This window comes from Trichocoleus desertorum AS-A10, from assembly GCF_039962155.1.
Taxonomy (GTDB): domain Bacteria; phylum Cyanobacteriota; class Cyanobacteriia; order FACHB-46; family FACHB-46; genus Trichocoleus.
Map to the genome: position 1 here is coordinate 257,390 of NZ_JAMPKN010000003.1, position 23,140 is coordinate 280,529.

General features: G+C 49.1%; 16 protein-coding genes. 5 read left to right on the forward strand and 11 right to left on the reverse strand.

The features are described from left to right. Positions 1-85: 85 nt before the first annotated feature. The 4 genes from NDA01_RS07955 to NDA01_RS07970 all read right to left on the reverse strand — a co-directional run bounded on the left by NDA01_RS07955 (position 86) and on the right by NDA01_RS07970 (position 5,497). Positions 86-3,043 (reverse strand): methyl-accepting chemotaxis protein, encoded by a 2,958-nt coding sequence (locus NDA01_RS07955; protein ID WP_348227511.1) that lies wholly within the window; start codon positions 3,041-3,043, stop codon positions 86-88. Positions 3,044-3,168: 125 nt separating this feature from the next. Continuing rightward, on the reverse strand, positions 3,169-3,699 hold the full coding sequence (locus NDA01_RS07960; protein ID WP_190433052.1) for a chemotaxis protein CheW: 531 nt from the start codon (positions 3,697-3,699) through the stop codon (positions 3,169-3,171). 10 nt (positions 3,700-3,709) lie between these two features. Next, complete coding sequence (locus NDA01_RS07965) at positions 3,710-4,075, reverse strand: response regulator transcription factor (protein WP_190433054.1); 366 nt, start codon at positions 4,073-4,075, stop codon at positions 3,710-3,712. Positions 4,076-4,219: 144 nt separating this feature from the next. Beyond that, on the reverse strand, positions 4,220-5,497 hold the full coding sequence (locus tag NDA01_RS07970; protein WP_348227512.1) for a response regulator: 1,278 nt from the start codon (positions 5,495-5,497) through the stop codon (positions 4,220-4,222). A gap of 932 nt (positions 5,498-6,429) precedes the next feature. Between NDA01_RS07970 and hmpF the strand changes: the two genes are divergently transcribed. Then, the gene (hmpF, locus tag NDA01_RS07975; protein WP_348227513.1) at positions 6,430-8,253 is read left to right on the forward strand and encodes a pilus motility taxis protein HmpF; all 1,824 of its coding nucleotides are present in this window, start codon (positions 6,430-6,432) and stop codon (positions 8,251-8,253) included. A gap of 44 nt (positions 8,254-8,297) precedes the next feature. On the opposite strand, the gene tilS is transcribed toward hmpF, so the two are convergent. The 3 genes from tilS to NDA01_RS07990 form a co-directional block, all read right to left on the reverse strand. Continuing rightward, complete coding sequence (gene tilS / locus NDA01_RS07980; RefSeq protein ID WP_348227514.1) at positions 8,298-9,281, reverse strand: tRNA lysidine(34) synthetase TilS; 984 nt, start codon at positions 9,279-9,281, stop codon at positions 8,298-8,300. A gap of 87 nt (positions 9,282-9,368) precedes the next feature. Then, positions 9,369-10,400 (reverse strand): c-type cytochrome biogenesis protein CcsB, encoded by a 1,032-nt coding sequence (gene ccsB, locus NDA01_RS07985; RefSeq protein WP_190551354.1) that lies wholly within the window; start codon positions 10,398-10,400, stop codon positions 9,369-9,371. 99 nt (positions 10,401-10,499) lie between these two features. Further along, positions 10,500-12,266: a DUF3352 domain-containing protein gene (locus NDA01_RS07990; protein ID WP_348227515.1), complete on the reverse strand. Its 1,767-nt coding sequence runs from the start codon at positions 12,264-12,266 to the stop codon at positions 10,500-10,502. 344 nt (positions 12,267-12,610) lie between these two features. Between NDA01_RS07990 and NDA01_RS07995 the strand changes: the two genes are divergently transcribed. Next, a complete protein-coding gene (locus NDA01_RS07995) occupies positions 12,611-13,264 on the forward strand; it encodes a RusA family crossover junction endodeoxyribonuclease (RefSeq protein WP_348227516.1) in 654 nt (217 codons plus the stop codon). Between the two features lie 236 nt (positions 13,265-13,500). Here the strand turns inward: NDA01_RS07995 and cofH are convergent, their stop codons facing one another. Further along, the gene (cofH, locus tag NDA01_RS08000; protein WP_348227517.1) at positions 13,501-14,655 is read right to left on the reverse strand and encodes a 7,8-didemethyl-8-hydroxy-5-deazariboflavin synthase subunit CofH; all 1,155 of its coding nucleotides are present in this window, start codon (positions 14,653-14,655) and stop codon (positions 13,501-13,503) included. 171 nt (positions 14,656-14,826) lie between these two features. Between cofH and NDA01_RS08005 the strand changes: the two genes are divergently transcribed. Next, positions 14,827-16,473, forward strand: coding sequence for a DUF3352 domain-containing protein (locus NDA01_RS08005; protein WP_348227518.1), 1,647 nt, complete (start codon positions 14,827-14,829; stop codon positions 16,471-16,473). On the opposite strand, the gene NDA01_RS08010 is transcribed toward NDA01_RS08005, so the two are convergent. The 3 genes from NDA01_RS08010 to NDA01_RS08020 all read right to left on the reverse strand — a co-directional run bounded on the left by NDA01_RS08010 (position 16,474) and on the right by NDA01_RS08020 (position 19,952). Then, positions 16,474-17,580: a 1-acyl-sn-glycerol-3-phosphate acyltransferase gene (locus NDA01_RS08010; RefSeq protein ID WP_348227519.1), complete on the reverse strand. Its 1,107-nt coding sequence runs from the start codon at positions 17,578-17,580 to the stop codon at positions 16,474-16,476. After that, the gene (locus NDA01_RS08015; RefSeq protein ID WP_348227520.1) at positions 17,577-17,801 is read right to left on the reverse strand and encodes a UBA domain-containing protein; all 225 of its coding nucleotides are present in this window, start codon (positions 17,799-17,801) and stop codon (positions 17,577-17,579) included. The genes NDA01_RS08010 and NDA01_RS08015 overlap by 4 nt, the downstream gene beginning before the upstream one ends. A 99-nt stretch (positions 17,802-17,900) precedes the next feature. Further along, positions 17,901-19,952, reverse strand: coding sequence for an elongation factor G (locus NDA01_RS08020; protein WP_348227521.1), 2,052 nt, complete (start codon positions 19,950-19,952; stop codon positions 17,901-17,903). A gap of 768 nt (positions 19,953-20,720) precedes the next feature. On the opposite strand from NDA01_RS08020, the gene NDA01_RS08025 reads away from it, so the two are divergent. Then, entirely contained in the window at positions 20,721-22,214 is a 1,494-nt protein-coding gene (locus NDA01_RS08025; protein WP_348227522.1) for a hypothetical protein, read from the forward strand. After that, on the forward strand, positions 22,211-23,137 hold the full coding sequence (locus NDA01_RS08030; protein ID WP_348227523.1) for a tetratricopeptide repeat protein: 927 nt from the start codon (positions 22,211-22,213) through the stop codon (positions 23,135-23,137). Before NDA01_RS08025 ends, NDA01_RS08030 begins: the two co-directional genes overlap by 4 nt. The last annotated feature ends 3 nt before the right edge of the window (positions 23,138-23,140 follow it).

Here is a 23,140-nt window from a genome sequence, read left to right on the forward strand (position 1 = left end):
TTAATGTACCCGATCCTTTTAAAATCGACATCAAAACAAATTAACTTCGAGTTATTCCGCGACATCCAAGCGTTAAAAGTTGCCTTTACTGCCGCTCCCCAGCCTCTACACGGAACCGTTCTACGGAAGTCAAGAGGTCGCGTGCAACTCCTACTAAGTTTTGTAGAGAACCCGAAACTCTTTGAGCTTCCTGAGAGGTTTCTTGTGCAGTTAGTTCAACCGACTGCATTACCTGAGCCACCGCTCTCGAAGTTTCCGTTTGCTCTACCGTATCGGCAGTAATGGAACGGACAAGGGCATCAATGCGGTTAGACACTTGAATGATGTCTTCGAGCGATCGCTTCGCTTGTTCTGCTAGGCGAGTTCCCTCAATTACCTGTTGAGTTCCTTCTTCCATTGCTGTCATTACGGAGCCTGTCTCGCTCTGAATTTGCAGCACGATCTGCTCAATTTCCTTCGAAGCTTTCGCGGCCCGGTCAGCCAACTGTCGGACTTCATCAGCCACAATGGCAAAACCACGTCCAGCTTCACCCGCCCTGGCTGCCTCAATACTAGCGTTAAGTGCCAGGAGGTTGGTACGAGAAGCAATTTGGGAAATCAACGCCACAATTTTTGAAATTTCTTGTGACGACTCGGCCAGCCGCTTCACCTTTCGGGTGGTTTCTGCCACTGTTTCGCGGATCTTGAGAATACCGGAAACCGTGCTTTCTACTGCCTCACCTCCTTTGAGCGCTGTCGCAGAGGCTGAACGAGCCACCTCTTCTGCTTGGCGGGCACTTTCAGCTACCCGTTGAATGGAATCAGTCATGACCTGGACAGAATTGAGGGTGACCGCTAGCTCTTCTGCTTGCCGCAAAGCGTCAGACGATAAGCTGCGAGCGAACATTTCACTGTCGGAAGCGCCTTTGTTTACCTGTCGGGCTGCCAACTTCACCTGCTGTACAATCTCGCGCAGGTTTTGAATCGTTAAGTTAAACGAATCGGCAACTGCTCCCAGTACGTCAGCGGTGACTTCTGCCTGAACTGTCAAGTCACCCCGCGCTGCCCCTTCCACGTCATCTAGGAGGCGAATTACTTGGCGTTGTAGGTCTTCTTTGGCTTGCTCTTGCTCTTCTGCCTTCCGTTGCGCCTCACTTGTAGTCGTGAGGATCACCCGTGCCATTTGGTTAAAGCCAGCAGCTAATTGGCCAAACTCATCTTCTGAATAGACCGAAGCCCGAGCATCTAAATTCCCTTGAGAGACCGCTTGAAATTGAGCTTGCAAGTTATCAGTTGCTCGCTGAATTTGATTGGCGGTTTTGCGACCCATAAAGTAAGCCACACCACCGCTAGTGACACCAGCCACAACAGCCATGATTAGACCCGTTTGTCGCAAGCTAGTGATGACTTCAGGCCGCTTTTGCTCTACGGCACCCCGCGCTGCCACCCAACTAACCGTTGCCACTGCTAAAGCTGAAATCACTCCCACTGCACCTGCTGTGATCAGGTGCTTGGTTTTGAGCGAGGCGTTGTCTAAGAACGACAACATTCCCTGCTCGGAGGTGACGGTAGGCTCTACGTTGAGGCTGTCACTTTGGGTGAAGATGGGGACTTGCTCAGAGTTGCCAGCAATCCCAAATACTTCATCGTCCCGAATAATGGAGCGATCGCCGCTATCGCTGAAATCAACTTCTCCCATATTGGAAAAGCTCAGTCCTGCGCCTGCCTCTGGGGCAGCGCTCTCGTGGCCGCGACGGCTATTTAATCCAGAAACTGTACCACCCATGCCTCCAAAAGCAGCTGAGCCAACCGAAGGACTAGTGAAACCCGCAGAGCTTTCAGAAATATCAAAGTCGGGTAGGTTGCCTAGATCATCAAATTCATCGAACTCATCTAGAAAATCGATGCTGCTCTGGCGTCCACCTGCTTCACTAGAGGAGCCTCCGGTCACGGGAGATTCTGGATCTGAGAAGGCGTCATCAAAGGTGCTAACGTTGTTGTCTTGGGCGTCAAAGCCGTTCCAGTTAGAAGATGAGACGAAAGTTTGCTCATCTTGCTCGTAGTTGCTGGAGTTGTAGCCAGTTGAATCTAAGTCTGTGTAGCCAAAATTATCAGCATTAAAGTCATCTAGTTCCTCATCAGCCATGAAGAGAGTTTCGTCTTCTCTCAAAGGAGGATTAGAGCTGTATGAACTATTGGCAGAAATGTTGCCGCCAGGAAAAGAGTCTAAAGCTGATGGGCGATCGCTAGGGAGGCTTTCCTCCTCAGCCGCATACAACTGAGCATCTGGACTCAGATCATCTTCTGGAAAATCTAGAGGTTGAAAGACATCGTCAAACTGATCGAGCGATGCATCAAACTCACTCTGCCCCAAACTAGAGTCGTGGCCAAAGGGCGAAAACTCCTGGGAAGTCCCAGATTGAGGCTGTGGATGAGTTCCTGGATCTTGAGCATCTAGATATTCGTCAAAGGCAAATGGATCGGCAGTATTGTCTAAAGGCTCAGAACTTGCATAAGAACTATTAGCAAATGGATCGGAGAAAGGTGTTGCTGTCGCAGGCGTGTCAACAGGCTCATTAAAAGCCATTGGCATTTCTGTCAAACCCAAGCCAGAGTCAAAATCGTCGAAGCTTTCTAACTCAGCATTGTTAAAGTCAAAGGCGGGTTCTTCCGGGGCATGCCAGCTTTCTGCGGCTCCATAGTCAGAGCCACCTGAAAAACTATCTAGCTCTTGAACATTATGAGAGCCATCAGCCAAATTAGCTGCTGAAGCGGCTCCTGCATCCGCATCAGATTCGTTAGTGTAGGCCAATCCACTATTCGCGTAGTCAATAAATTCAGGATCAGAGGTCAAGCCCAGCACCCGTTGATATTGCTCGCGCGCCACATCATACTGCTGGAGTCCGTAGCAGTAAATATGACCCTTTAGAAGATGGACACTGGGGTCATCAGGAAAGTCTTGAGCCAAGCGATCGACAATCGCCGCCGCCTCTTCATAACTGCCCTGATAATATGCCTTCTGGGCTTGTTGATAGTCTTGCGCGTACTCAGTGCTGGATGCCATTTGCCTCCTCCTGCCATTGCACGTATCCCATTTGCTCGAAGCTCACCCTACTTGTGTGGATTGGTTTACAGCGGGTGATTGAACCACCTTGCTCAACCCTAAATCTAACTAATTCATGAGCTAACTCATGCTGCCCACCGCGCTGATCGAAGAATTGCAATTTGATCGAGTAGTCGGAGCAATTTGTCGTCTTTATTGTCCGTCATCCATTCGCCCCGCAAAAACGGAGCCATACTATCCGGAACATTAGCTGGCATCTGTACCTCGTCAATGTCTAGCCAATCCATGCCCACAATTCGATCAACTGCTAACCCTAACATGGTGTCTTGATCTTCGACTGCAATGACAGGAATCTCTGGTCTATCTGTATTGAGAGGATTAGCATCGCCTAGAAATTGGCCTAAATCAGCCACCCAAATAACGCGCCCACGCACATTCAGCGTACCCAAAAGCAAAGGGGAAACGTTCGGAATGGGAGTGATCCGATCCGGCGAAGGTGAAATAACTTCCCGAATTCCTGTAGCAGGTAGAGCAAACTCGTTGCCTGAAGATACATAGAATCTTAGGTGCAACTCACCTTCAGGACTTTCTAATTCCTGAAATTCTGGAGCTTGGTCTTGGCCTCTACCTGTTAAAAAATCTGGGTTCCCAACCATTCACGCCTACCTATCCTCGTAGCAGCTGTTTGACTGTTCCAACTAACTCTGTGGGTTGAAAGGGCTTCGCAATATAAGCATCTGCACCTTGTTTCATGCCCCAGTAGCGATCGAACTCCTCACCTTTGGAAGAGCACATTACTACAGGCACATTTTGGGTTTTGGGATCTGCTTTCAAACGACGACAAACCTCATACCCGTTCATGCGAGGCATCACAATATCCAAGACCACTAAATCAGGGCAATGTGCTTGGATGCGCTCTAATGCCTCAACCCCATCGCTAGCTACAGTAACAGTTAGGCCACTTCCTTTGAGAAGGTCTGTGATCATCTCCCGTTGCGTGACACTATCTTCCACAACTAGAACTGTACTCATAACCACCCTACCTGCTAACTGCAAAGGTTAACGGGAAAGATCGACCGCGTACACTCTTAAACTTAATCTTTAGATTTGTGTTAGTCACCTTAATCCTTGATTTTTAGAATAATCACTAATTAATCACTAAAATACCCTCAATGCTTAACTAAAAGGCGCTGAGGAAGCAGAAGCTGGATCGCCAAGGTCAATTTCTAACTCATCTTCTAGCGCATCAGCAAGTAGCCTGTCTGGCTTGGGGCGATCGGGGTCGCCTGAGCCAGCATACTTTTCCACTAGCATGAGTAACTCGTTTTCACCGAATGGTTTGGTCAGGTAGTCAGTCGCCCCGACCATACGAGCCTTGACCCGATCAATAAATCCGTCTTTCCCAGTCAACATCACAATAGGAGTTTGCCGGAAAGCCGTTGATTTGCGTAGCATGGCACAAATTTCGTAACCATCCAACTCCGGCATAGCAATATCACAAAGAATTAGATCTGGCTTGAGTTGAAATACTAAGCTCAGTGCTTTAAGAGGATTCCCAATGGATGTAACTTCATAACCATGTTGACTTAACATGTACTCCACAGTTTTACGAATGCTTGCCCCATCGTCGATACAAACCACTCTGGGAGTTCGAGCCATCTGTAGGGAAAACGGCTGTTTGCTAGCAATTGTTTCTTTGGAGGTGGGATATAGCAGTTGTACTAGCCCCTGCTGCACGTAGGGGTAAATAGCTCTGGCAACAGTGAGAATATCTCGGTTGAGATAACGGGCCATCTGCCGGACTGAGGTTTTGCCATCTGCCCACCGGTGCAGGCTGTTAAAGGCGTTTTCCGGTAAAGCCTCTTGTAGCTGCTTGGCATCAGCAATGATGGGACATTGATCAGGTGATTGAATGTGAGGGTGAAACTGTTTCCACTCTTGAACTTGCTTCATGATCTTGGCCACCAGCGGATTAATCTCCAGAGTGGTGAGTTGAGGAGACAAAGCGGAGCCAATTTCGAAAATAAATGAACCTTGATGAAGACTCAGCAAGTCGAAAAGTGTTTCATGCACCATGCTCTGAATGATGCTACGTCCCTGAGCAGGTGTTAAAACATGATTTTCTAGCAGTGCCCACAAGTAGCCATATTCAGGGGCGTTGATCGCAGCGACCGAGGGGACGGTGACGTTATCGAGTGCGGCTTCTACTTTGTAGCGGCGGAGATAGTCACGCAGGCGAAGTAAACTGTCATCCCCTTCTGCGGCATAGACAATTTGGCCATTGAGAAAAAAGACAAACCAAGACTGGGTAGATAGCGATCGCCCGAGACGATCACTGCTAATCAGGCTTGGCAGAGAACCATAGGCTTCAACACAAAGCTCACCCGTTCTTTGACCTAGCTCAATCAGTTGCAGAATGCTGCGGATGTCTATCTCGTTTAACTTGCCTTGCATGATGCAGCTATGATGCTCTCCTAAGAACAGCTTCGACGCTTGTCAAGTGGAACCCTGGCTCAAATCACTTCAAACTTCTGGCTTACCGCAGGTGTTCCTACACAAAATAATAACGATCAGTAAGAAATTAAACTTGTGTTAAAACTTTTACCAACCTCCTACGAGTTTTCTTTTATGGCAGCCCGTTACTGATAGAACTAAACATTGAGCGATTTTCCTCGTTCGTAACATTAAAGATTTGCTTATCAATAAACCAAAAAAAGTTTTTTGGTGGTACTTGGAAATGCCATAGAAGTTACTGCTTCCGCATCACTACTAAAAATGATGCTAAATTGTGGTGATGGGATGAGTCCACTGAAGTATATATTTCAGTTTAGTTTAAGACTTCAGCAGGTCTACTGGCATCTTCAATTCTTGGCCTGAAGCCAGAATCGGAACTGTGGATTCTAAATTTGTTGCTTTTACGACAAAAATTTGATTATTCAGATCCAATAGCTTTTTCTCACCGTAACGTGGGTTGTAGGGGTTAGTATGATGGCGCTAGGCTTTTACTTCGAGTGAATAGCTCTACTGCTTCATCTTTAATGGAGCTTTATATAGCGCTACTCACTGTAAGAGTCCTTAGTAAAGTCAATGTACATTGACTTCAGGTGGCAGCAAGTTGAGAGGCAAAACAGTCTAAGGATACGATGACGCTAAGACCGCTGCGTTTTCGGGTTGCAAAAGTGTTTGAGGATATGCCCCTCCCCAGAGACTGCTTGCAGCGAGCAACAGGTAAAAACCAATAAACTAGAGACGGTAGGAGTAGTAGACTCATCATGAACCTCTCATATTTATGTAGGTGGATTCAGTAGCGTTCCCAGCAAGAACCCCAGTGTTAAAGAATATTGCTCAACCAATGTTCTCTTCTTAAACTGGGTTTAGCAGGGCGAATGAAACTGCTGGCAGAAGGCTTATCTGACACAAGGAACTGGGCATCGACACGGAAGAGGACGATTGGCGTGCTGTATCTAGCAGAAGTACAAAAAAAGACCGGATTCATTGGTAGTGGTAAGGCAGAGCTAAAGTTGCTGGCTTGTCAGCGCTCTGAGCAGAGTTGGGCTGCTGTCCCTGGGGAAGAAGTTATTCCTTCAGATGAGGCGAATAGCTTTAACGCAGGAGCCTTAGTACTAGCTGACTTGACTGCGAATAAGCAGGTGCAGCGGCTACAGGAAGCCTCCCGCCAGCTAGTGACTATTCTGCAAAATTTCTCTCGGCTGCAAGAAAAGTTTAAGACCCAGGAAGAAGAAATTGAGCAGTGGAAGCAGTCTCTGACTTATCAAAGCCAAGAGCTTAATCGCCGTGAAATGGAAATGGAAGCACGGCGGGAGCAGCTTCAGCAAATAGAAGAAGATTTTGAGCAGCTAGAGCAGCAGCGCCAAGAAATTGAGCGATCGCGAGAAGAAGCCAACCGACTCCGGGAAGAATTAGAGCGCCGCAACCAGGAACTGGAGGGAGCTTGGGCTCACCTACATGGTGAAATGCGACGCTTAGAGGAACGCCAATCCGAGATTCAGCAATCGGCGGTTCTAGATGATGAACAGGCCGGTAAAATTCAGGATCTATTGAACCGCTTATCTGGCTCAGTGGCTCCGACTGAATCGGCTCGTGAGCAACTGAATTTAGCGGTTGAAATCATCAATGGCCAACAAAACATTCTGACCGAGCATTGGCAGCGACTAGAGCAACAACGGGCCAGCGCTCAACAGCTACAACAAGAAGTCGATCGCCAAGCCCAAGATCTACAAACTCGCTGGAGTGAGTGGCAACAAGCTCAGACTTCTTTGGAGCAGGCCAAAGCTGAGTTGAAAGCACAGCAAAACGCTCTAAACCTCAAGCAAGACTATGCCCAGACGCTAGGTCTGCAACTGCAAAACCAGGAAGAGCTCCATCAGCAACTGTATCGGCTATCGGAAACTTCTGACAAAGTTAAGATTAGCCCTAAAGTTGACGTTGAAGCGCTAGAAACGATGCCGCTGGGCGAGCTTCAAGGAGTCCTTCAAGATCTCCAGCGTGACTGGGAAAAAATCCTCCGTTTCGTTAATGACCAAGAAGAAGAGTTAGGTTTTCAGCAGCAGACGATTGAAGAGGTGCAAGCGCAGATTCAGCAAGCCAGCGAGTATGACCGTCTCCGGCTAGAGACCGAGCTAGCGGATGAGCAAGACCGCTATCAAATGCTGAACGAAACCTTGGTGGGACAACGACGCAACCTCAAGGAACGGGAAGAGATTCTAGCGCAACACCAAGCTGTTTTACTGCGACGAGAAGGCAAATCAGAAGCGGTGAAACAGGAGAGTGAAATTGACCTAGCACCTGCCTTAATTCAGATCGAAAACATTAAGCAGCAGCAAGCGGAAGAACTGCAAAAGTTAGAAAGCCAGATTGAACAAATGCGGGGGGCGATTCAACAAGCCCAAAGCATGGTTGATCATCAATCTAATGAGCAAACCCAGAAACAGAACGAGTTGAAGCAGCTAGAGCAAAATCTGCAAACCCAGCGAGCTAATTTGGCGGAACTGTCGGGTAAGGTCAGCCTCTACCAAGAGATGATGCAACCTGTGCAAGACCATGTAGATGGAGTACGGCAAAAGCTAGAAGCGATCGCGGGTGTCTTGAACCAAGTGCAAGAAGCCAGTGGTTACCAACTGCAAGCGATCGCTGAAATGCGACAACTGCTAGTCAGCTTGATGAATACGCCAGAGTTAGCGGCCCCTTAACTTGTACCGTTTAGATGAGTGTAGGTGGATGGATTAGCACAGACCTAAAGCTGTTTTAACCAAATCCATTCACCTTCTACTACCGCGATCGCCCCTCCCGGAAACGGATCAGTTTGCGATCGGTTGGGGGCTGTAATCAGGTTGGTTACCTTTTCAATTTGTTCAAAATTAAGCGCCTTGGTCAGGGCTGCTTGGAGAAACTGCCGAACTACTCGTCTTTGCAGCGCGAGAGGAGCAGACCCTAGCACCAATCGATTCAAACCTCTTTGAGAGGGGTGTTGGGCTTGCTGGCGTAGCGCGATCGCAGCTTGCTCCAAATATTCCACATCTGCCTGGAGCAACTCGGTCGCTTGTGCCAAAGCTTTTTCTACTTGCGGATTAAAGTGCTGCTGTAAGTAAGGCAGTAATTCTTGCCGAATCCGATTGCGGGCATACTTCAAGTCTTGATTGGTCGAGTCTTCCCAAACGGGTAAGTTAAACACTTGGCAGAATTGAGCAGTTTCTGGCCTCGTCAAATTTAGTAGAGGCCGCACCAGCATAATTTCTGGGCTTGAGGCTCGTTGCCAGGTTAGAGCTTGCAACCCATCGGCTCCACTGCCCCGCATCAAGTTGTAGAGCAACGTTTCAGCGCGATCGCTAGCAGTGTGACCTGTCACTAAGCACTGGTAGGCATGAGCCTGAGCAATTTCGGTGAGTGCTTGATAGCGCCAGGCTCTTGCAGCTGCTTCGCTGGGTAAAGCTTGAGTGGCAGTACGTTGATAAAACTCAACTTGCCAACTTTGCGCTAACTGTTGCACATGAGCAGCATTCGCCTCTGAGTCGGCTCGCCAGCGGTGGTCACAGTGCGCGATCGCGACCTGCCAATTCCACTTGGGCTGCAAGTCTAAAAGTAATTTTGCTAGGCAGAGCGAATCTTGCCCGCCAGAGACGGCAATTAATAACCGCCGTTGTCGGGGTAGTAACTGCCGCGATCGCAGAGTTTGATGAACTTTGGCATGTAGAGGTGTCCAAGTAGAAGGAGCACTCATAGACCCTAGTACGGCTAAATCATGTCAAAAAATAAGCAGCCAGCTCTTCAACTGAGAACTGACTGCAACTGCAAAATAACTTGCGGTTTAGAAGAACCAGCCGTAGCTGTGGAGTCCTTTACCCAGCAGGTTAACTCCTAGATAGCAGATCCAGACGACCACAAAACCGCTAGCTGCTAAAATTGCTGGACGCCGACCTTGCCAACCTTTAGTGATCCGCGCATGGAGATAAGCTGCGAAAACTAGCCAGGTAATTAAGGCCCAAGTTTCTTTCGGGTCCCAGCTCCAGTAGGAACCCCAAGCTTCATTGGCCCAAACTGCACCCGCGATAATGCCGATGGTGAGCAGAGGGAAGCCCAAACCAATAATCCGATAGCTGATGTTGTCTAAGGTTGAGGCCAAGCTCAGGCGCTGAGGCGAAAGGAGTTCGCTAGTAGCTGTTTCAGCACCAACCGCATTCAGGACTGCGGTGCCGCCACTACCGTTGCTGTCAGCAGCATAAGCTAACGCGGGTTCAGTGCTCACTTCTGAGTTCACCGCTTCTCCCGCCCGACGTAAGCGATAGGCTCCTTCGCGGAAGCCACCTGTGCCGACCGAACTGCCGTGTAACTCAATTTTTTGGCCTCTTGTGGCAATCAAAAAGGCGATCGCCAACAGTGCTCCCACCATCAAAGTGGCGTAGCTGAGCATCATGACACTAACATGCATCATCAGCCAGTTAGACTTGAGGGCGGGTACCAACGGCGCGGAAGCCTGCATTTCGTCTGGTAGGGTCAAGGCGGCAAAAGCAGTAATCCCCATCGTCACCGGAGCGGTGATAGTCCCCACCCAGCGGCTACGGCTCATGTTCTCCGCGATCAGGTGGATGGTTGTCAAACCCCAAACTAGGAAAAACAAAGATTCATAGAGATTACTGATGGGAAAATAACCTGCTTCTAGCCACCGAGCTGCTAGAAGGGCTGCTGTGCAGAGGTTAGCGATCGCCATCCCAGTAGTACCTAATGCTGGCAAGAGCGGAATCTTGGGAAACGCTGCCCCGATCCAGTAGATCAGCATGGTGACAAATAAAACGGCAAACGAGACATTGTCTAACTTGCCTTGAAGTTCAACCAAATCCATCGACGCTCTCCCAACAGTTTTGCAGACTGGATGCTAATAAGGCTGATCCTATCCTATCGACTCCTGGGTCTTGTCGGTAGCCTACCTATCAAGCGGCTCCTAAGGAGATGGACTAGGAGCCGCGTCTGGAGCAGGGGTCGGTGATGCTGTGGGGCTAGAAGTTGCATCAGGGCTGGCATCAGGACTTGGTAGTGACCCTGGCTTATTACCTTGACGCAAACGCACAAACACATCGTAGCGAGTCGTGCGTTCGTCGCTGATGGCTCCTGTGACTCCGATCGCCTGAATTGCTTTTGCCCAAACCTGACTGCTGGGGGCCAGCCGAATCAAAGCTAGGTTGCTGCTAAGCGTGCGATCGACATCAATAAAGAAGTGTCCGTTATTTGGTTTTAGCTCTGCGGGTACAGTGGACTGGAATAATTCACTGGTGGCTAAAGGAGTTGCAGGCTTGGGGATAATGCTGGTAGCAACAGGCGCACCCACTGTCAAAAAGGCAACATTACTATCTAACCAGCCATGACTGGCGATCGCGCCTCCTAAAGCAGGTGACCACGTAATCGTGGATTGATTGCCAACTTTGACTTCATTGACTTTGAAGTTGTAGCGCTTGGCCATCACCTCATCGAGTTGCTTAAAAGCTTTTTCGGCGGCTCGGCGATCGCTTGCTTGCACCATAAACATTAAGCCAGCGGGTAAATCTGTCGGCGCTTTCTGTAGATTGGAAATTAAAGCCAGGGAAAACTCGCCATCCATCCACTTCAGCAAATCTTTGTCTAGGTCCAAACCCGTCTGAGTTTGCAGCCCCTCTCGTAGAACTTGGGGATTGGTCAGGTTAGGAGAAGTCGCGGTGTTGGCTCCCTGAATGTACTGCTCCCAAAGCTGCTTGAGATTGCCGCCCGAAGCCATAACCAAAGTTTCCGCAGGCAAGCGGCTAGTCATATTCTTGGCCGCATTCGCAACCGTGTACTTTTTCTTGCTGTCTGGCTTCAACCAAGCAACACTCTGAACCTGAATGCCCTGTGGCTGCAAACTAAAGGCAGCAGTCAAGCCTTGAATTTGCTGGCTGAGGCTTTCTGGTGCAACCGGAACGGCTGAACTGGTGGAGGCTACCGCTGCTGCTGCTGGCACATTGACATATAGGTTGGCAAAGGCTTGATTCGTACCAATCTTGTTGAAGGCGGCGGTATATCCAGGAGCGTTGAGGAGAGAAGCACCACCTTTATAAGTGTCGATCGCTTGATCGGTGATCTTGGGATCGGTCGTAACCACCAAGAAGCGTCCATCTAGAACAGTAGCGGAGTAATTCTGGGTCGGTGCTCCCTGGGTTTCTCGGATCTGAAAGCCTTTGTAGTCCCGCTGCGTCCACTGAGTCCCCCCTCCAGTTTTGGGCTGAGAGAGTGCTTGCTGCGCTTGCCCTGGATTGGTGATGGGTAGAACCAATACTACCGATTGTTGGCCTCCCGGAGTGGGAGCAGGCAGGGTAGGGGAGGGGCTGGCGGGTGTGGCTGTTTGGGAAGGTAGGAAGGCGAAAGTTGCTTGTCTGCCAACCCAGGGTTGGATATCTTTTTGGTAGTTATAGCCGTTGGCGGTTAGCAAGCGATCGCGCCACTGAGCCAAGTTTTGGTCTACCAAGGCTTGGGTTTCTGGCGTGCCAAATTGTCTGAGGGTTTGCCATTGCCCTGGATCAGTCGAGACCGAAACTGCCATGAGCGCTGTTTGCGGAATGATGTTGGCTCCCACAGGTAGCTCGCCTGACCCAGTGTTTCTCTGAGTGATAAACCAGTAGGTTGCTGCTCCCCCTGCAATCAGTAAGCCTGCTGCTCCTAGCGTAAGCGGTAGAGCAACCTTATTTTTCTTCTCGATCATGACCCCAAGCTCTCTTAGCCAGACAGAATACGCAACGCCGTTGACACTCTAGCAAAGTATTATCGGCCTGTGGCTTGCTAGATCCGGACAGCTATCTAAGGGAAATCGAGTAGTTATTGGTCAGCTTTGCCCAACTCCCTACCGAAATCAGAAAGATTCAGTCTATTTAATTTACCTAAATCAGCGTGTATTGCGGAAAAATTCCAGCTATCTATTCAATTTAGGGTGTTATACAAAAAGTTTCTATCTAATCACTCTTAATAAGCATGTTATCTAAAAATCTTCCGTCTAATAATAGTTATATAGTCAGACACACCAACTTTGATTCTCGAAGGTCTTAGCTTATGTCTTTTGACAATAGCAAGCCACCAATTTTTGGTGAAATACGTTTTGAATTACCAATTGCTCCTGTGTCACAGCAAGCAAACGCCGCTGCAAAAAGTGCAGTAACAAATGAAATTCGCTCCATTACTCGATTATTGGAATATATTCTGACTGGCGATGTCAAAATAGAAATTGAGTGGCTAGTTCATGAACAATTGCGCTATGAATCTGATCAAGCACCTGATGTTGATAACATAATCAAACCTTTGTTAGATGGTTTATGTGGTCCAGAGGGTTTGCTAAGAGATGACTGCCAGGTTCAATCTGTTTCCTGTTACTGGATAGATTGGACAAGGGAGGATCAGCAAATTGCTGTGAGAGTAAGTTATATGCCTGATGATTGGCTCAAAAAGAAGAACCTATTTTTTGTTCAATACCCTAAAGGCTTATGTTTCCCTGTTAATAGAGATCTGCCGCATAAGGCTCTGAACTTAATAGTGAATAGAGTCGAGACAATGCTGGCTGATCGAGAAGAGTTACAGCAGCTTTCAAATGATTACTACTTTTCTAAAACTCTTTTACCAATTCAAAGATTTTTTCATCGGACTCGCATAAACGGCTTCTCTGTTGTCAAGATTGACGAGATACGAGATCGAGCAAATGATCCTGTCTAACAACTGTGGTGCAGAGGATGTTAGTTATTTACTGACAAGTCATAAATCTGTTTGTAACCGCTGACGACTACCATTAGACTTTTTCAGGTATTGGTTAGGGCAGTTTTGAAAGCTTCTACGTAGATTAGTCAGGATGCAGTTTGACCAAGTAGCAGAATACAGTGGAAGGATCTTGCTTCGAGCGATCGCTTCCCTCCCACCTGCTTCTTGCAGCAAACAATCAGTTAAGAATTGGTTTAAGAAGTTACTAGAGTTGGAGTTGCGATCGCGTTGTACAAGGTATCTCGTTGCTGATGTGGTCGGCCTAGAGAACTAATCGCGGCTTGTAACGTATCAACTTCCATACAGGTGCCACCTTGTGCTCCCGCCATTGATGTGATGTGTTCTTCCATCAAAGTGCCGCCGATGTCGTTGCAGCCCCAAGTCAGAGCTTCTGTTGCCCCTGCTAATCCGAGCTTGACCCAACTGGGTTGGTGATTGGGAATCCAACGACCTAAGTAGATGCGAGCCACCGCCATTAGCAACAGAGCATCCGCCAGAATCGGTTGATCGCGTCCCACCCGACGACGTAATGGTTTCGGGGCTTCCTGACCGACAAATGGCAACAAAATGAACTCAGTGATGCCGCGATCGCCTCGGTCTTGAGCAGATTGCTGGAGCGATCGCAGCAAATTCAGATGCTTGATCTGTTGCTCTGGGGTTTCGATATGCCCGGAGAGCATGGTGCTAGTCGTCGGCATTCCCAGACGGTGAGCCGTGGCAACAATTTCCAACCAGGTTGCACTATCAGTCTTTTCTGGGCAGAGAACGCGACGCACTTCATCATCTAGCACTTCTGCGGCGGTTCCAGGCATGGAGCCAACGCCCGCTGTCTGTAAAGCCTCGATGACTTCGGCATAACTTAAATTATCTTCCCGCGCGATGAACTGCACTTCTTGAGGTGAAAAAGCGTGAAGATGCAGGTGGGGAAATTGGCGAATAATCGTTTCTACAACTTGGCAATAGTAGGCTAGGGAACTGCCATTAAGTTTGGCTTCCAGATTCAGCCCGCCTTGCATACAAATTTCGGTGGCACCCCGTTGCACTGCATCTGTAGCTTTTTCGAGAACCTTGGCATTATCCAGCCAATAAGCACCCTCATCTCCTGCATCCCGGCGAAAGGCGCAAAAGCTACAGTGCTGCTCGCAGATATTCGTGAAGTTGATATTGCGGTTGATGACGTAAGTAACAGTGTTGCCTGCTTGCTGCTGGCGCAATTGGTTTGCCGCTTCTCGAATGGCAGCGATCGCAGCGGGTTCTGTTTGTTGCAGCAGCGTCACCCCTGCCTCTGGAGAAATGTCGTCACCCGCTAAAGCGCGGTGCAAAATCGCGTCAACTCTGTTGTTAGCCACAAGAAATTCTTAAAGAAGGATTCAATCTTTGATCCATTGTGGCAGGGAACACTGGAATCAAGCCGAAGAATTGTGTTTCCTCTATCAAGCCCAGCGCTCATTTGGTCTTAGCTTTCGCCCCATTTCACATTAGAGCTTAAAATCCCACGCTACTAGGAGAACTTGGTTCCCATGTCTGCTTTCAAAAAAGTACTATTGCCTGTTGCTGCGATCGCGGTTGTCGTTGGGGGTGCTGCTTACTGGTTCATGAAAGGCGGCCCGATTGATTCATCCAGTCCCGCTGCGAGTGCGGAAGTGGTGCCTGATGAAGCGCTGATGGCTACTTTCATTGCGAGTGATGCCAAAGGTTGGGACCAACTGCAACAGTTTGGCACCCCAGAGGCTCAGAAGTTTGTGGGTCAAGGGGTGCAAAGCTTCCAAGCTTCATTACTCAAAGGCAGCCAACTCAACTATGACAAAGACCTCAAGCCTTGGGTCGGCAATGTCATGGTGGCAGTGCTACCGAGTGCGTCTGAAGGCACCCAGCAGTCAGACACTCTGCTGGTCGTAGGCATTAAGGACAAAGTTCGAGCTTTAGCCTTTGCCAATCAAGCCAAGTCCCAGCCCGGAGTTCAAACCCAAGAGAGTGATTACAAAGGCATCAAAATCTCAGCCACTACGCAAAAAGATCAGCCCAACAGTACGATTTACAGCGCCGTTCTCAGCGATCGCCTCGTGCTTGCTAACAAAAAAGCCACGGTAGAACAGGCGGTGGATACGTTCAAGGGTGCGCCTTCCTTTGCCGATAAATCCGGGGCGGCTCGACTGATGGCAACGGGCGTAGATGTAGAAAATCCGATCGCGCAGATTTATTTACCGAACTACGGCACTTCAGTCAAACAACTGATCGCCAACAGCCCGCAAGCGTCCCAAATTCCGCCGCAAAGCATGCAGCAGCTAGACCAGGTGGAATCCTTGGTCGTGGGTGTGGGCGTAGATGATTCTGGGCTGCGGGTGAAAGCCAAGGCGAAAGCGAAACCCCAAGCCACTGCCATGCAGTACAAACCCGTTCCAGGCAAAGTAGTCGCTGCCTTTCCGACAGACACGATCGCCTTAGTGACTGGGCAAGGCTTGAAAGCTGCCTGGACGACGATGGTAGAGCAGGCGCAAAACGTGCCCCAGAGTCAGATAGTGGTTGACACCGTGAGGCAACAGCTACAGGCTGTCAATCTGGATGCTGATAAAGAAGTGTTTGGCTGGATGGATGGGGAATTTGGCCTAGGAGCGATCGCACTCAATCAAGGCGTACTGTCTTCGGTTGGGTTTGGCGGTGTACTAGTACTAGAAACCAGCGATCGCGCGACTGCCGAGGCCACTTTGACCAAACTAGATGCGATCGCCCAAAAGAACTTTATGCAGGTGGCGCAACGCAATGTGGATGGCAAAACTATTACTGAATGGAAATTGCCACAACAGGAAAGCGTTTTGGGTCACGGCTGGCTAAACCAAAATTCTCTCTTTATCGCTGTGGGTAGTCCTCTGATCGATGGCATGACCGCACCAGCCAAGCAGCCTCTAGACCAAAGCGCTGCCTTCAAAACAGTGACAAGTTCTTTGGCTAAGCCGAATGCAGGCTACTTTTATCTCGACATGGACAAAATCATGGCCGTGATGAATACCAGCCTGTTAAAAACTCAAACCAGCAGCATCACACCCGAAACAACTGCCATGCTGAACTCTATTCGTGGCCTTGGTATCACTGTGACGCAACCAGACAAAACCACCGCTCAGGTCGAGATGCTCTTAGCCCTCAAACCCAAAGCGGTGAGCCTAAAGTAGCTACTTGCTTTTCGCACTGCCACGAATCTGGTTGAGTTGGTCTTGAAGCTGCGATCGCAAGGCTTGGGCTTGTTGGTAAGCATGCGATCGCTTCGGCTGATCTGGTGCTGTAACTCCTGCTTCCTGCCAAGGTTGGTAGAGCGGTTGCAGCGTGTACTTGAGCCGCGATCGCATCGCCCACACGCCCATTGAGGGAAAGAGCACAAACGCTACCATCAGCAACGAAATGGGAAACAGCGGTAGTTTGATCCAACGAGCTAAGGTTTTGAAGTTCCAAGCCCAAGGGTGCAACGACTCATTGCCGACGCAGGTCACGGGCAAAATCGGCACTTGGTGGCGATCGCTAATTTGAATGAAACTCGGGTCAAACGTAGTCAACTGATAGCGATGTCGCCACCCCTTAATTAAGCCGCGCCAGCCCTCCGGGGCATAGAGTACCGCTGTTTCTGTCTCTGCGTTCGCTACGGCTGCTTCAAAACTTTGACGCTCCGCCCGCACTCCCCCTAGAACTTGAGGCCATTTGGGTGGGAGCCACCACTTCAACCAAGGATGATCAAAGAAAATGGTGTGAGCTAGTGGCTGGATCACCCAATTCCGTTTTTGCTTGAGTAACCAACCTAAACTGATAAAATCCCAGGGAAAAGCCATACCTGCGTGATTCATCACCACGACCAGTGGGCCTGTGGCAGGCAAATGCTCTAGCTGGTGCAACTCTGCCCGGAAGTAGTGTTGCACAATTGGACCCAGAATTTCATCTTGAAATGCTTGTTGATAAGTAGGGTCAACCTTGCCTCCTTCAGATTGGGGTGCCCGACCACCGAGTCGCAACCAGCGGATAAGAGAGGCTAGGTAAAAGCCTCCCGGAATCAGAAACAGCATGTAATCCAGCCAATTCCAGCCTTCAGGATCGTCATGGTAATGCTGCCAGTGGCGATTAAACAAAATCAGCCAGCCCGGTGGATACCAGAGGCAAAACCAGTCAAACCAAATAAAACGATAAGTAGAAGGCGACTTAAGCGCAGGTGAACAATGCTGCTCCGTAGAATTGGGGCACGAATCGTAGGGAGAGTCGCTGGCATCGTTGTAGGCCGTATGATTCCCATTCATGCTGTGTACAAAGAGCAATTGGGGAACCTGCCTAATTGGTTCGCTTCAACGATCGCATTGCGGCACTCCATCAAACTGGCTCCAGTGCGTCGGGAAAGTTCCTGTAGGTTAATGCCTGGATGACTTGCTTGGGGTGCTTCTAAATACAGTTCATAGGCCACCTCTAGCACTTTAGAATTCAGTTGTAGTGGCCGAATAGTGGTTTCTAATAAGCTAAACATAGTGACATACCAGATAGCCGTATTGTCTGATATGCCACTCTCTGCTTAGCTTTAGCGTCTACCAGAAGGCCAGTCTATAGCGCTTGGTAGGGCAGAAACTTAATGCCGATTGTTAACATTGCTGCTGCCGTTGTTCGAGGCGAGCACCTTTTCCGCCAGCTTTTCTGGAACTTCTTGTAAGTTATGTGCTTCCCAGTGGAAGTAACCCACGCCCATCGTCAGCGATCGCAGCTCCACAATTAGGTCGTGCATTTCCGCCTGGGGTAAATGGGCAGCAACCTCATCCCAGCCATGCCAACCATCTTTGGCGGCATAACCCAAGATCTGGCCCCGTCGCCCGCTCACCAGCTTCAGCACTTTGGAGGTGAAGTCAGTCGGCACAGAGATAGCGATCGCCAGAATCGGCTCTAGCAAGGTAGGTTCACACTGAGTCATACCTTCCTGCATGGCAATCCGCGCCGCTTGCTTAAAGGCTTGCTCCGAGCTATCGACGTTGTGGTAGGAACCATTGGTGAGCGTTACTGCCACATCTACTACCGGGAAACCCAGCGGTCCATGTACCAAGAACTCCCGCACGCCTGTTTCCACACCCGGAATGTATTGCCGTGGCACCACACCACCCACGATCGTTTCCTTAAAGTTGAAACCTTCTCCCCGTGGCAGCGGTTTGATGTCTAGGTGAACATCTCCAAATTGCCCATGCCCTCCGGTTTGGTGCTTGTAGCGCCCATGAGAAGAGGTGGGTTTGCGAATCGTTTCCTTGTAGGGTACTTGGGGCAGATGCGTGCTCATGGGCAAGTTATACTTCCGCCGCAGGCGATCGAGCGCCACCTGCAAGTGAATGTCGCCTTGCCCCCACAGAATAACTTCGTGGGTATCTCCGTGTTGCTCCCAAGCCAGAGAGGGGTCTTCTTCTAAGAGCTTGGTTAGGGCACCACTGAGCTTCACCTCGTCGTTGCGCTTCTCAGGAGTAATCGCAAGCGCAAACACAGGAGCCATGTGTTCGGCTTTCGGCAGTTCGGCAGTGGGCTGAGAATCAACTGTGGTCAGCGTATCCCCGGTCTTCACACCTTCCAAGCGGCTAATGGCAATAATTTCGCCTGCCTGAACCGTGGTCGTGCTGTGGGTTTGTTGTCCCATCAGGCGATACAGACCGCCCACGCGCACGCCGTTTAGCGCCATACCATCGGTAATTGTGCCTTGCCAAACCCGCACGAGAGAGAGCTTGCCGCCTTGGGGAGTGTAGTAGGTTTTCAGCACTTGAGCCAACGGAGCCTTAGCGCTGAGAACCGTGCCTCTGTGTTCTGCCGTGGTCTCGGCATCGGGGGCTTCTCGCAACAGCGCTTCTAACAGTGGCCTGACGCCATAATCTTGCTCAGCCACGCCAACGAAGACAGGCACAATCAAATCGGCACCCAGATCCATTTTCAGATCTTGCAGAATTTCTTCTTCGGAGGGATTAATTTCTTCCAGCAGTTCTTCCAACAAATGATCATCAAAGTCAGCTAGAACTTCTAGCATTTCCGCTCGGGCAGCCTGCTCTTCGCTCCGAAGTGCTTCTGGGAGTGGCACGGGGTCAGCAGGTGCACCCGGATGATAGTGATAAGCTTGCTCAGTTACCAAGTCGATAAAGCCCACAATCTCTTCGCCCTGGGCAATCGGATACTGGTGCGGCACTAGGGGCCGACTGGAAACAGATTTCAGCGCCTGGAGCACGTCCATGTAGTGAGAGGTGGCGCGGTCCATTTTGTTGATAAAGACTAAGTGAGGAATTTCCCAGTCATCCAAAAACTTAAATAAGGGTGCGAGGGTGAGGACGCGATCGCTCACTGCTTCACAAACCACGATCGCAGCATCAACACCAATCAAGGCGTTGTAGGTTTCTTGAGCAAATTCAACGGAACCGGGACAATCTACAAACGTAAAACGAACGCCGCCATATTCAGTACTGGCGGCGTTTATTTCCACACTCATTTGGCGATCGCGGGCTTCAGCGGCACTGTCCCCCACGGTGTTACGGTCTTGCACTCGACCTTTACGATTAATTGCTCCTGTAACCGACAAAAGACTTTCGAGAAGCGTGGTTTTTCCACTCAGATAAGGACCAACAATAGCTACATTGCGCGAACCCACCTCTACTTTGTTGTTCATAGGTCGCTCTCCTTATTTAATTATGTGAAAAAGTAAAGCGGCAATTGAGATGACTGCTCAGCTTTCAACACAGAAATCTTAACTGCTTCAAAGATTAGATTAACGCGCTTGGGATTGCAAATAGAGGTTTGTTAGTAAAATTTTATGTAACAGTTATCTTGATGAGTCTTTACAGTTCTCAAGCTATTAATTCACAACTCTATGACTTGGTTTAATCTGTATGTTGCTAGCAATTCGGCAGGAATAGAATCGGGTGAATTTTAATAGCTTGTCTATAAAAAACTCGAATTTCGCTAAAAAGATGAGTTAGCTGCCGTATCTTCTCATCTGGCGATCGCGGCTCAATGGGCTAAAGAAAACTCATTGCAGGCAGGTGTTTTGACTGTGCAGATGCTTGAATTAAGGCAGAGTTGAGCCTTTAATTTGACTATGTGCAATAACAGCTATAAATTTGAAGATTGCTTTAACTTTCTTCAAATTGTTGCATAGCCCTGCCGAAACTGCATGCCCCTTCCCCTACTTCAAGCTAGAACCCTAATTGCAACTACCAAACTTAACTGGGAACTTCTAAATAGTAAAAATTTTTGGTTGATTTTAAGCTTGGCGGTAACAGTTTATTTCAGTTTGATTTCATTAACCTATTCACTGAGTCAACCCTATCTTATTCAAGATGATGCTCGTTTGCATGTAGTTTGGCTGGAAAGATTTTCTGATCCAAATTTATTTCCTAATGATTTAATTGCTAATTATCTAGAATCTATTGCTCCTATGGGCTACAAAAGTTTCTATTGGGCGATGAACCAACTAGGAGCCGAGCCTTTAGTTATAGCTAAGTTTCTACCTTTATTTTTGGCGCTAGTTGCTAGTGCCTATGGCTTTGGTACAGCTCTGCAATTATTTCCAGTTCCTATTAGTGCTTTTTTATCCACGCTCATTCTTAATCAGTCCTGGTGGCTTAATGACGATTTGATTTCTGCCACTTCTCGCGCCTTTTTGTATCCAATTTTCTTGGCATTCTTGTATTACTTGCTAAAACGATCGCTCGTTCCCTGCCTGATCGCGATCGCGCTACAAGCCCTGTTTTATCCCCAAATGGCCTTGCTCCAAATTGCCATTCTTACGGTACGACTGTGGCACTGGCACAAAGGTCAATGGCGTTGGGTAGGCGATCGCCAAGCTTGGATCTTGTGGAGCTTGAGCTTAGTCATCACCCTTTTCGCCTTGTGGCCTTTTGCCCAGCAAGCTGCCGAATTTGGCCCCATTGTCACAGCGGCTCAGGCTAAACTCATGCCTGAGTACGGTGTAGATGGTCGTGCCCAGTTCTTCATCCCAAATTTGCTCGCCTTTTGGTTTGTGGGGGATAGCGGCATCCGGTTGCCGTTGCATCCACCTGTCATTTGGGCTGGAACGTTCCTGCCATTCTTACTGCGCTATCCGTCGGCGTTAGTGCGTCAAGTTTCCAGCCAAATTAAGCTACTGGTTCAAGTGCTCATCGCCTCAGTAGGACTGTTTGGCTTGGCACACGTGGTTTTCTTGAAGTTGCACTTTCCCGGTCGCTATATGGAGTACAGCCTCCGGATAGTCATGGCTTTAGCCGCAGGGATTACCTTAGTGCTACTTGCAGAAATAGGTCTACGCTGGCTGGTTCAGATGCGACGAAGCCGAACAGCTTTGAACCTGTGGCAGCGAGGTTGTTTAGGGTTGGTGGCAATCTTGGCGATCGCTTCCCTTGTGGTTCCAGCCGTACCCAGTATTTTTTTGAGCACTCACTTGCAAGTTAAAGGTTGGGTGCCTGAGATATACGAGTTCTTGGCTCAACAGCCCAAAAATACGCTGATTGCCTCTTTGTCAGAAGAAGCTAGTAATCTGCCTGCTTTCGCCAAACGCTCTATTTTAGTGGCCCGAGAATTTGCTTTTCCTTACCACTTGGGTTACTACAGCCAAATTCGCCAACGAGCAATCGATTTGGTGCAAGCCCATTACAGCCCTGAGCTTCAGGACGTGCAGCGCTTCATTGCGAAGTATGGGGTTGATTTTTTCTTAATTGAGCAGGATGCTTTTACACCAGCATACTTAACGCCAGGACCAAGGTGGCAGCGTTGGCTGCATCAATACCAACCTGTTGCATCAGAGGCGATCGCTCGTTTACAACAAGGACAAACGCCTGCCTTAGCTCAATTCATGGATCAATGTTCCGTTCTTCAAACCAAGCAGTTTACAGTGCTAACAGCAGCATGTTTGATGGGAGTTCAGCCCGGATGAAAAACCACGATCAATTTGTCTATAAGTTGGGTTGGCTGGGTGTGGCTGTGCTGATCCAGCTAGGATTACTGCACAGCAATTGGGATGGGCAGATGAGGCCATCATTAGTCGCTCAAGCTCAATCTACCCAAACAGCCGAGGATGTAATGCAGCAAGGGTTGCGAGCGATTCAGCAAGGTCGGGTAGAACCCGCGATCGCAGCCTTTCAGCAAGCGGCTCAGCTCAACCCTAGCTTGGCAGCAGCTCACTACAACTTGGGGTTGGCACTCCGACAAAAAGGTGAGTTGCAACCTGCTGCTAATGCGTTTTATCAAGCGGCTCAAGTAGACCCCAAATTTGCTCTGGCTTATGCCAATTTAGGCGCAGCGTTGTTGGAAGGTAACAACTTACAGCAAGCTAAAGAATATTTGCAGCGATCGCTAGAAATCGATCCCAAACTCGGCTTGGCTCATTACAACTTAGGCTTGGTGCTAGAACAACAAGGCGCTTTAGATCAAGCGATCGCGACATTCAAGCGGGCACAACAGCTCAGCCCCACCGCTCCCGAACCTGCCTATCATCTCGGCGTGGTGTACATGCAGCAGGGCAAGATGTTTGAGGCGATCGCAGCTCTGCGTGAGGCGATTAAAATTAGCCCTAAGTATCCAGAAGCGCATTACAACTTAGGGTCTGTTTTGCTGAAGCAAGGGCAGCTATCAGAAGCTTTAGTGGCTTTTCGCCAAGCGGCAGAAGCCAATTCCAACTACGCTAATGCCTACTATGGCGCTGGCTTAGTATTTCTGCGGCAAGGGCAGTACAAAGATGCCCAACAGGTCTTGCAGTATGCTAAGGACCTCTACACCGCTCAAAACAATACTGCCTGGGCTGCAAATGCTGAAAAGCAACTGCAACAGGCTCAGGCAGGTAGTGCATCAGCACCTTGAAAT

Bases quoted from the DNA above. Each gene is read 5' to 3' on its own strand.
- NDA01_RS07955 (WP_348227511.1), bottom strand. From the start codon at position 3,043: ATGGCATCCAGCACTGAGTACGCGCAAGACTATCAACAAGCCCAGAAG.
- NDA01_RS07960 (WP_190433052.1), bottom strand. From the start codon at position 3,699: ATGGTTGGGAACCCAGATTTTTTAACAGGTAGAGGCCAAGACCAAGCT.
- NDA01_RS07965 (WP_190433054.1), bottom strand. From the start codon at position 4,075: ATGAGTACAGTTCTAGTTGTGGAAGATAGTGTCACGCAACGGGAGATG.
- NDA01_RS07970 (WP_348227512.1), bottom strand. From the start codon at position 5,497: ATGCAAGGCAAGTTAAACGAGATAGACATCCGCAGCATTCTGCAACTG.
- hmpF (WP_348227513.1), top strand. From the start codon at position 6,430: ATGAAACTGCTGGCAGAAGGCTTATCTGACACAAGGAACTGGGCATCG.
- tilS (WP_348227514.1), bottom strand. From the start codon at position 9,281: ATGAGTGCTCCTTCTACTTGGACACCTCTACATGCCAAAGTTCATCAA.
- ccsB (WP_190551354.1), bottom strand. From the start codon at position 10,400: ATGGATTTGGTTGAACTTCAAGGCAAGTTAGACAATGTCTCGTTTGCC.
- NDA01_RS07990 (WP_348227515.1), bottom strand. From the start codon at position 12,266: ATGATCGAGAAGAAAAATAAGGTTGCTCTACCGCTTACGCTAGGAGCA.
- NDA01_RS07995 (WP_348227516.1), top strand. From the start codon at position 12,611: ATGTCTTTTGACAATAGCAAGCCACCAATTTTTGGTGAAATACGTTTT.
- NDA01_RS08005 (WP_348227518.1), top strand. From the start codon at position 14,827: ATGTCTGCTTTCAAAAAAGTACTATTGCCTGTTGCTGCGATCGCGGTT.
- NDA01_RS08010 (WP_348227519.1), bottom strand. From the start codon at position 17,580: ATGAATGGGAATCATACGGCCTACAACGATGCCAGCGACTCTCCCTAC.
- NDA01_RS08015 (WP_348227520.1), bottom strand. From the start codon at position 17,801: ATGTTTAGCTTATTAGAAACCACTATTCGGCCACTACAACTGAATTCT.
- NDA01_RS08020 (WP_348227521.1), bottom strand. From the start codon at position 19,952: ATGAACAACAAAGTAGAGGTGGGTTCGCGCAATGTAGCTATTGTTGGT.
- NDA01_RS08025 (WP_348227522.1), top strand. From the start codon at position 20,721: ATGGGCTACAAAAGTTTCTATTGGGCGATGAACCAACTAGGAGCCGAG.
- NDA01_RS08030 (WP_348227523.1), top strand. From the start codon at position 22,211: ATGAAAAACCACGATCAATTTGTCTATAAGTTGGGTTGGCTGGGTGTG.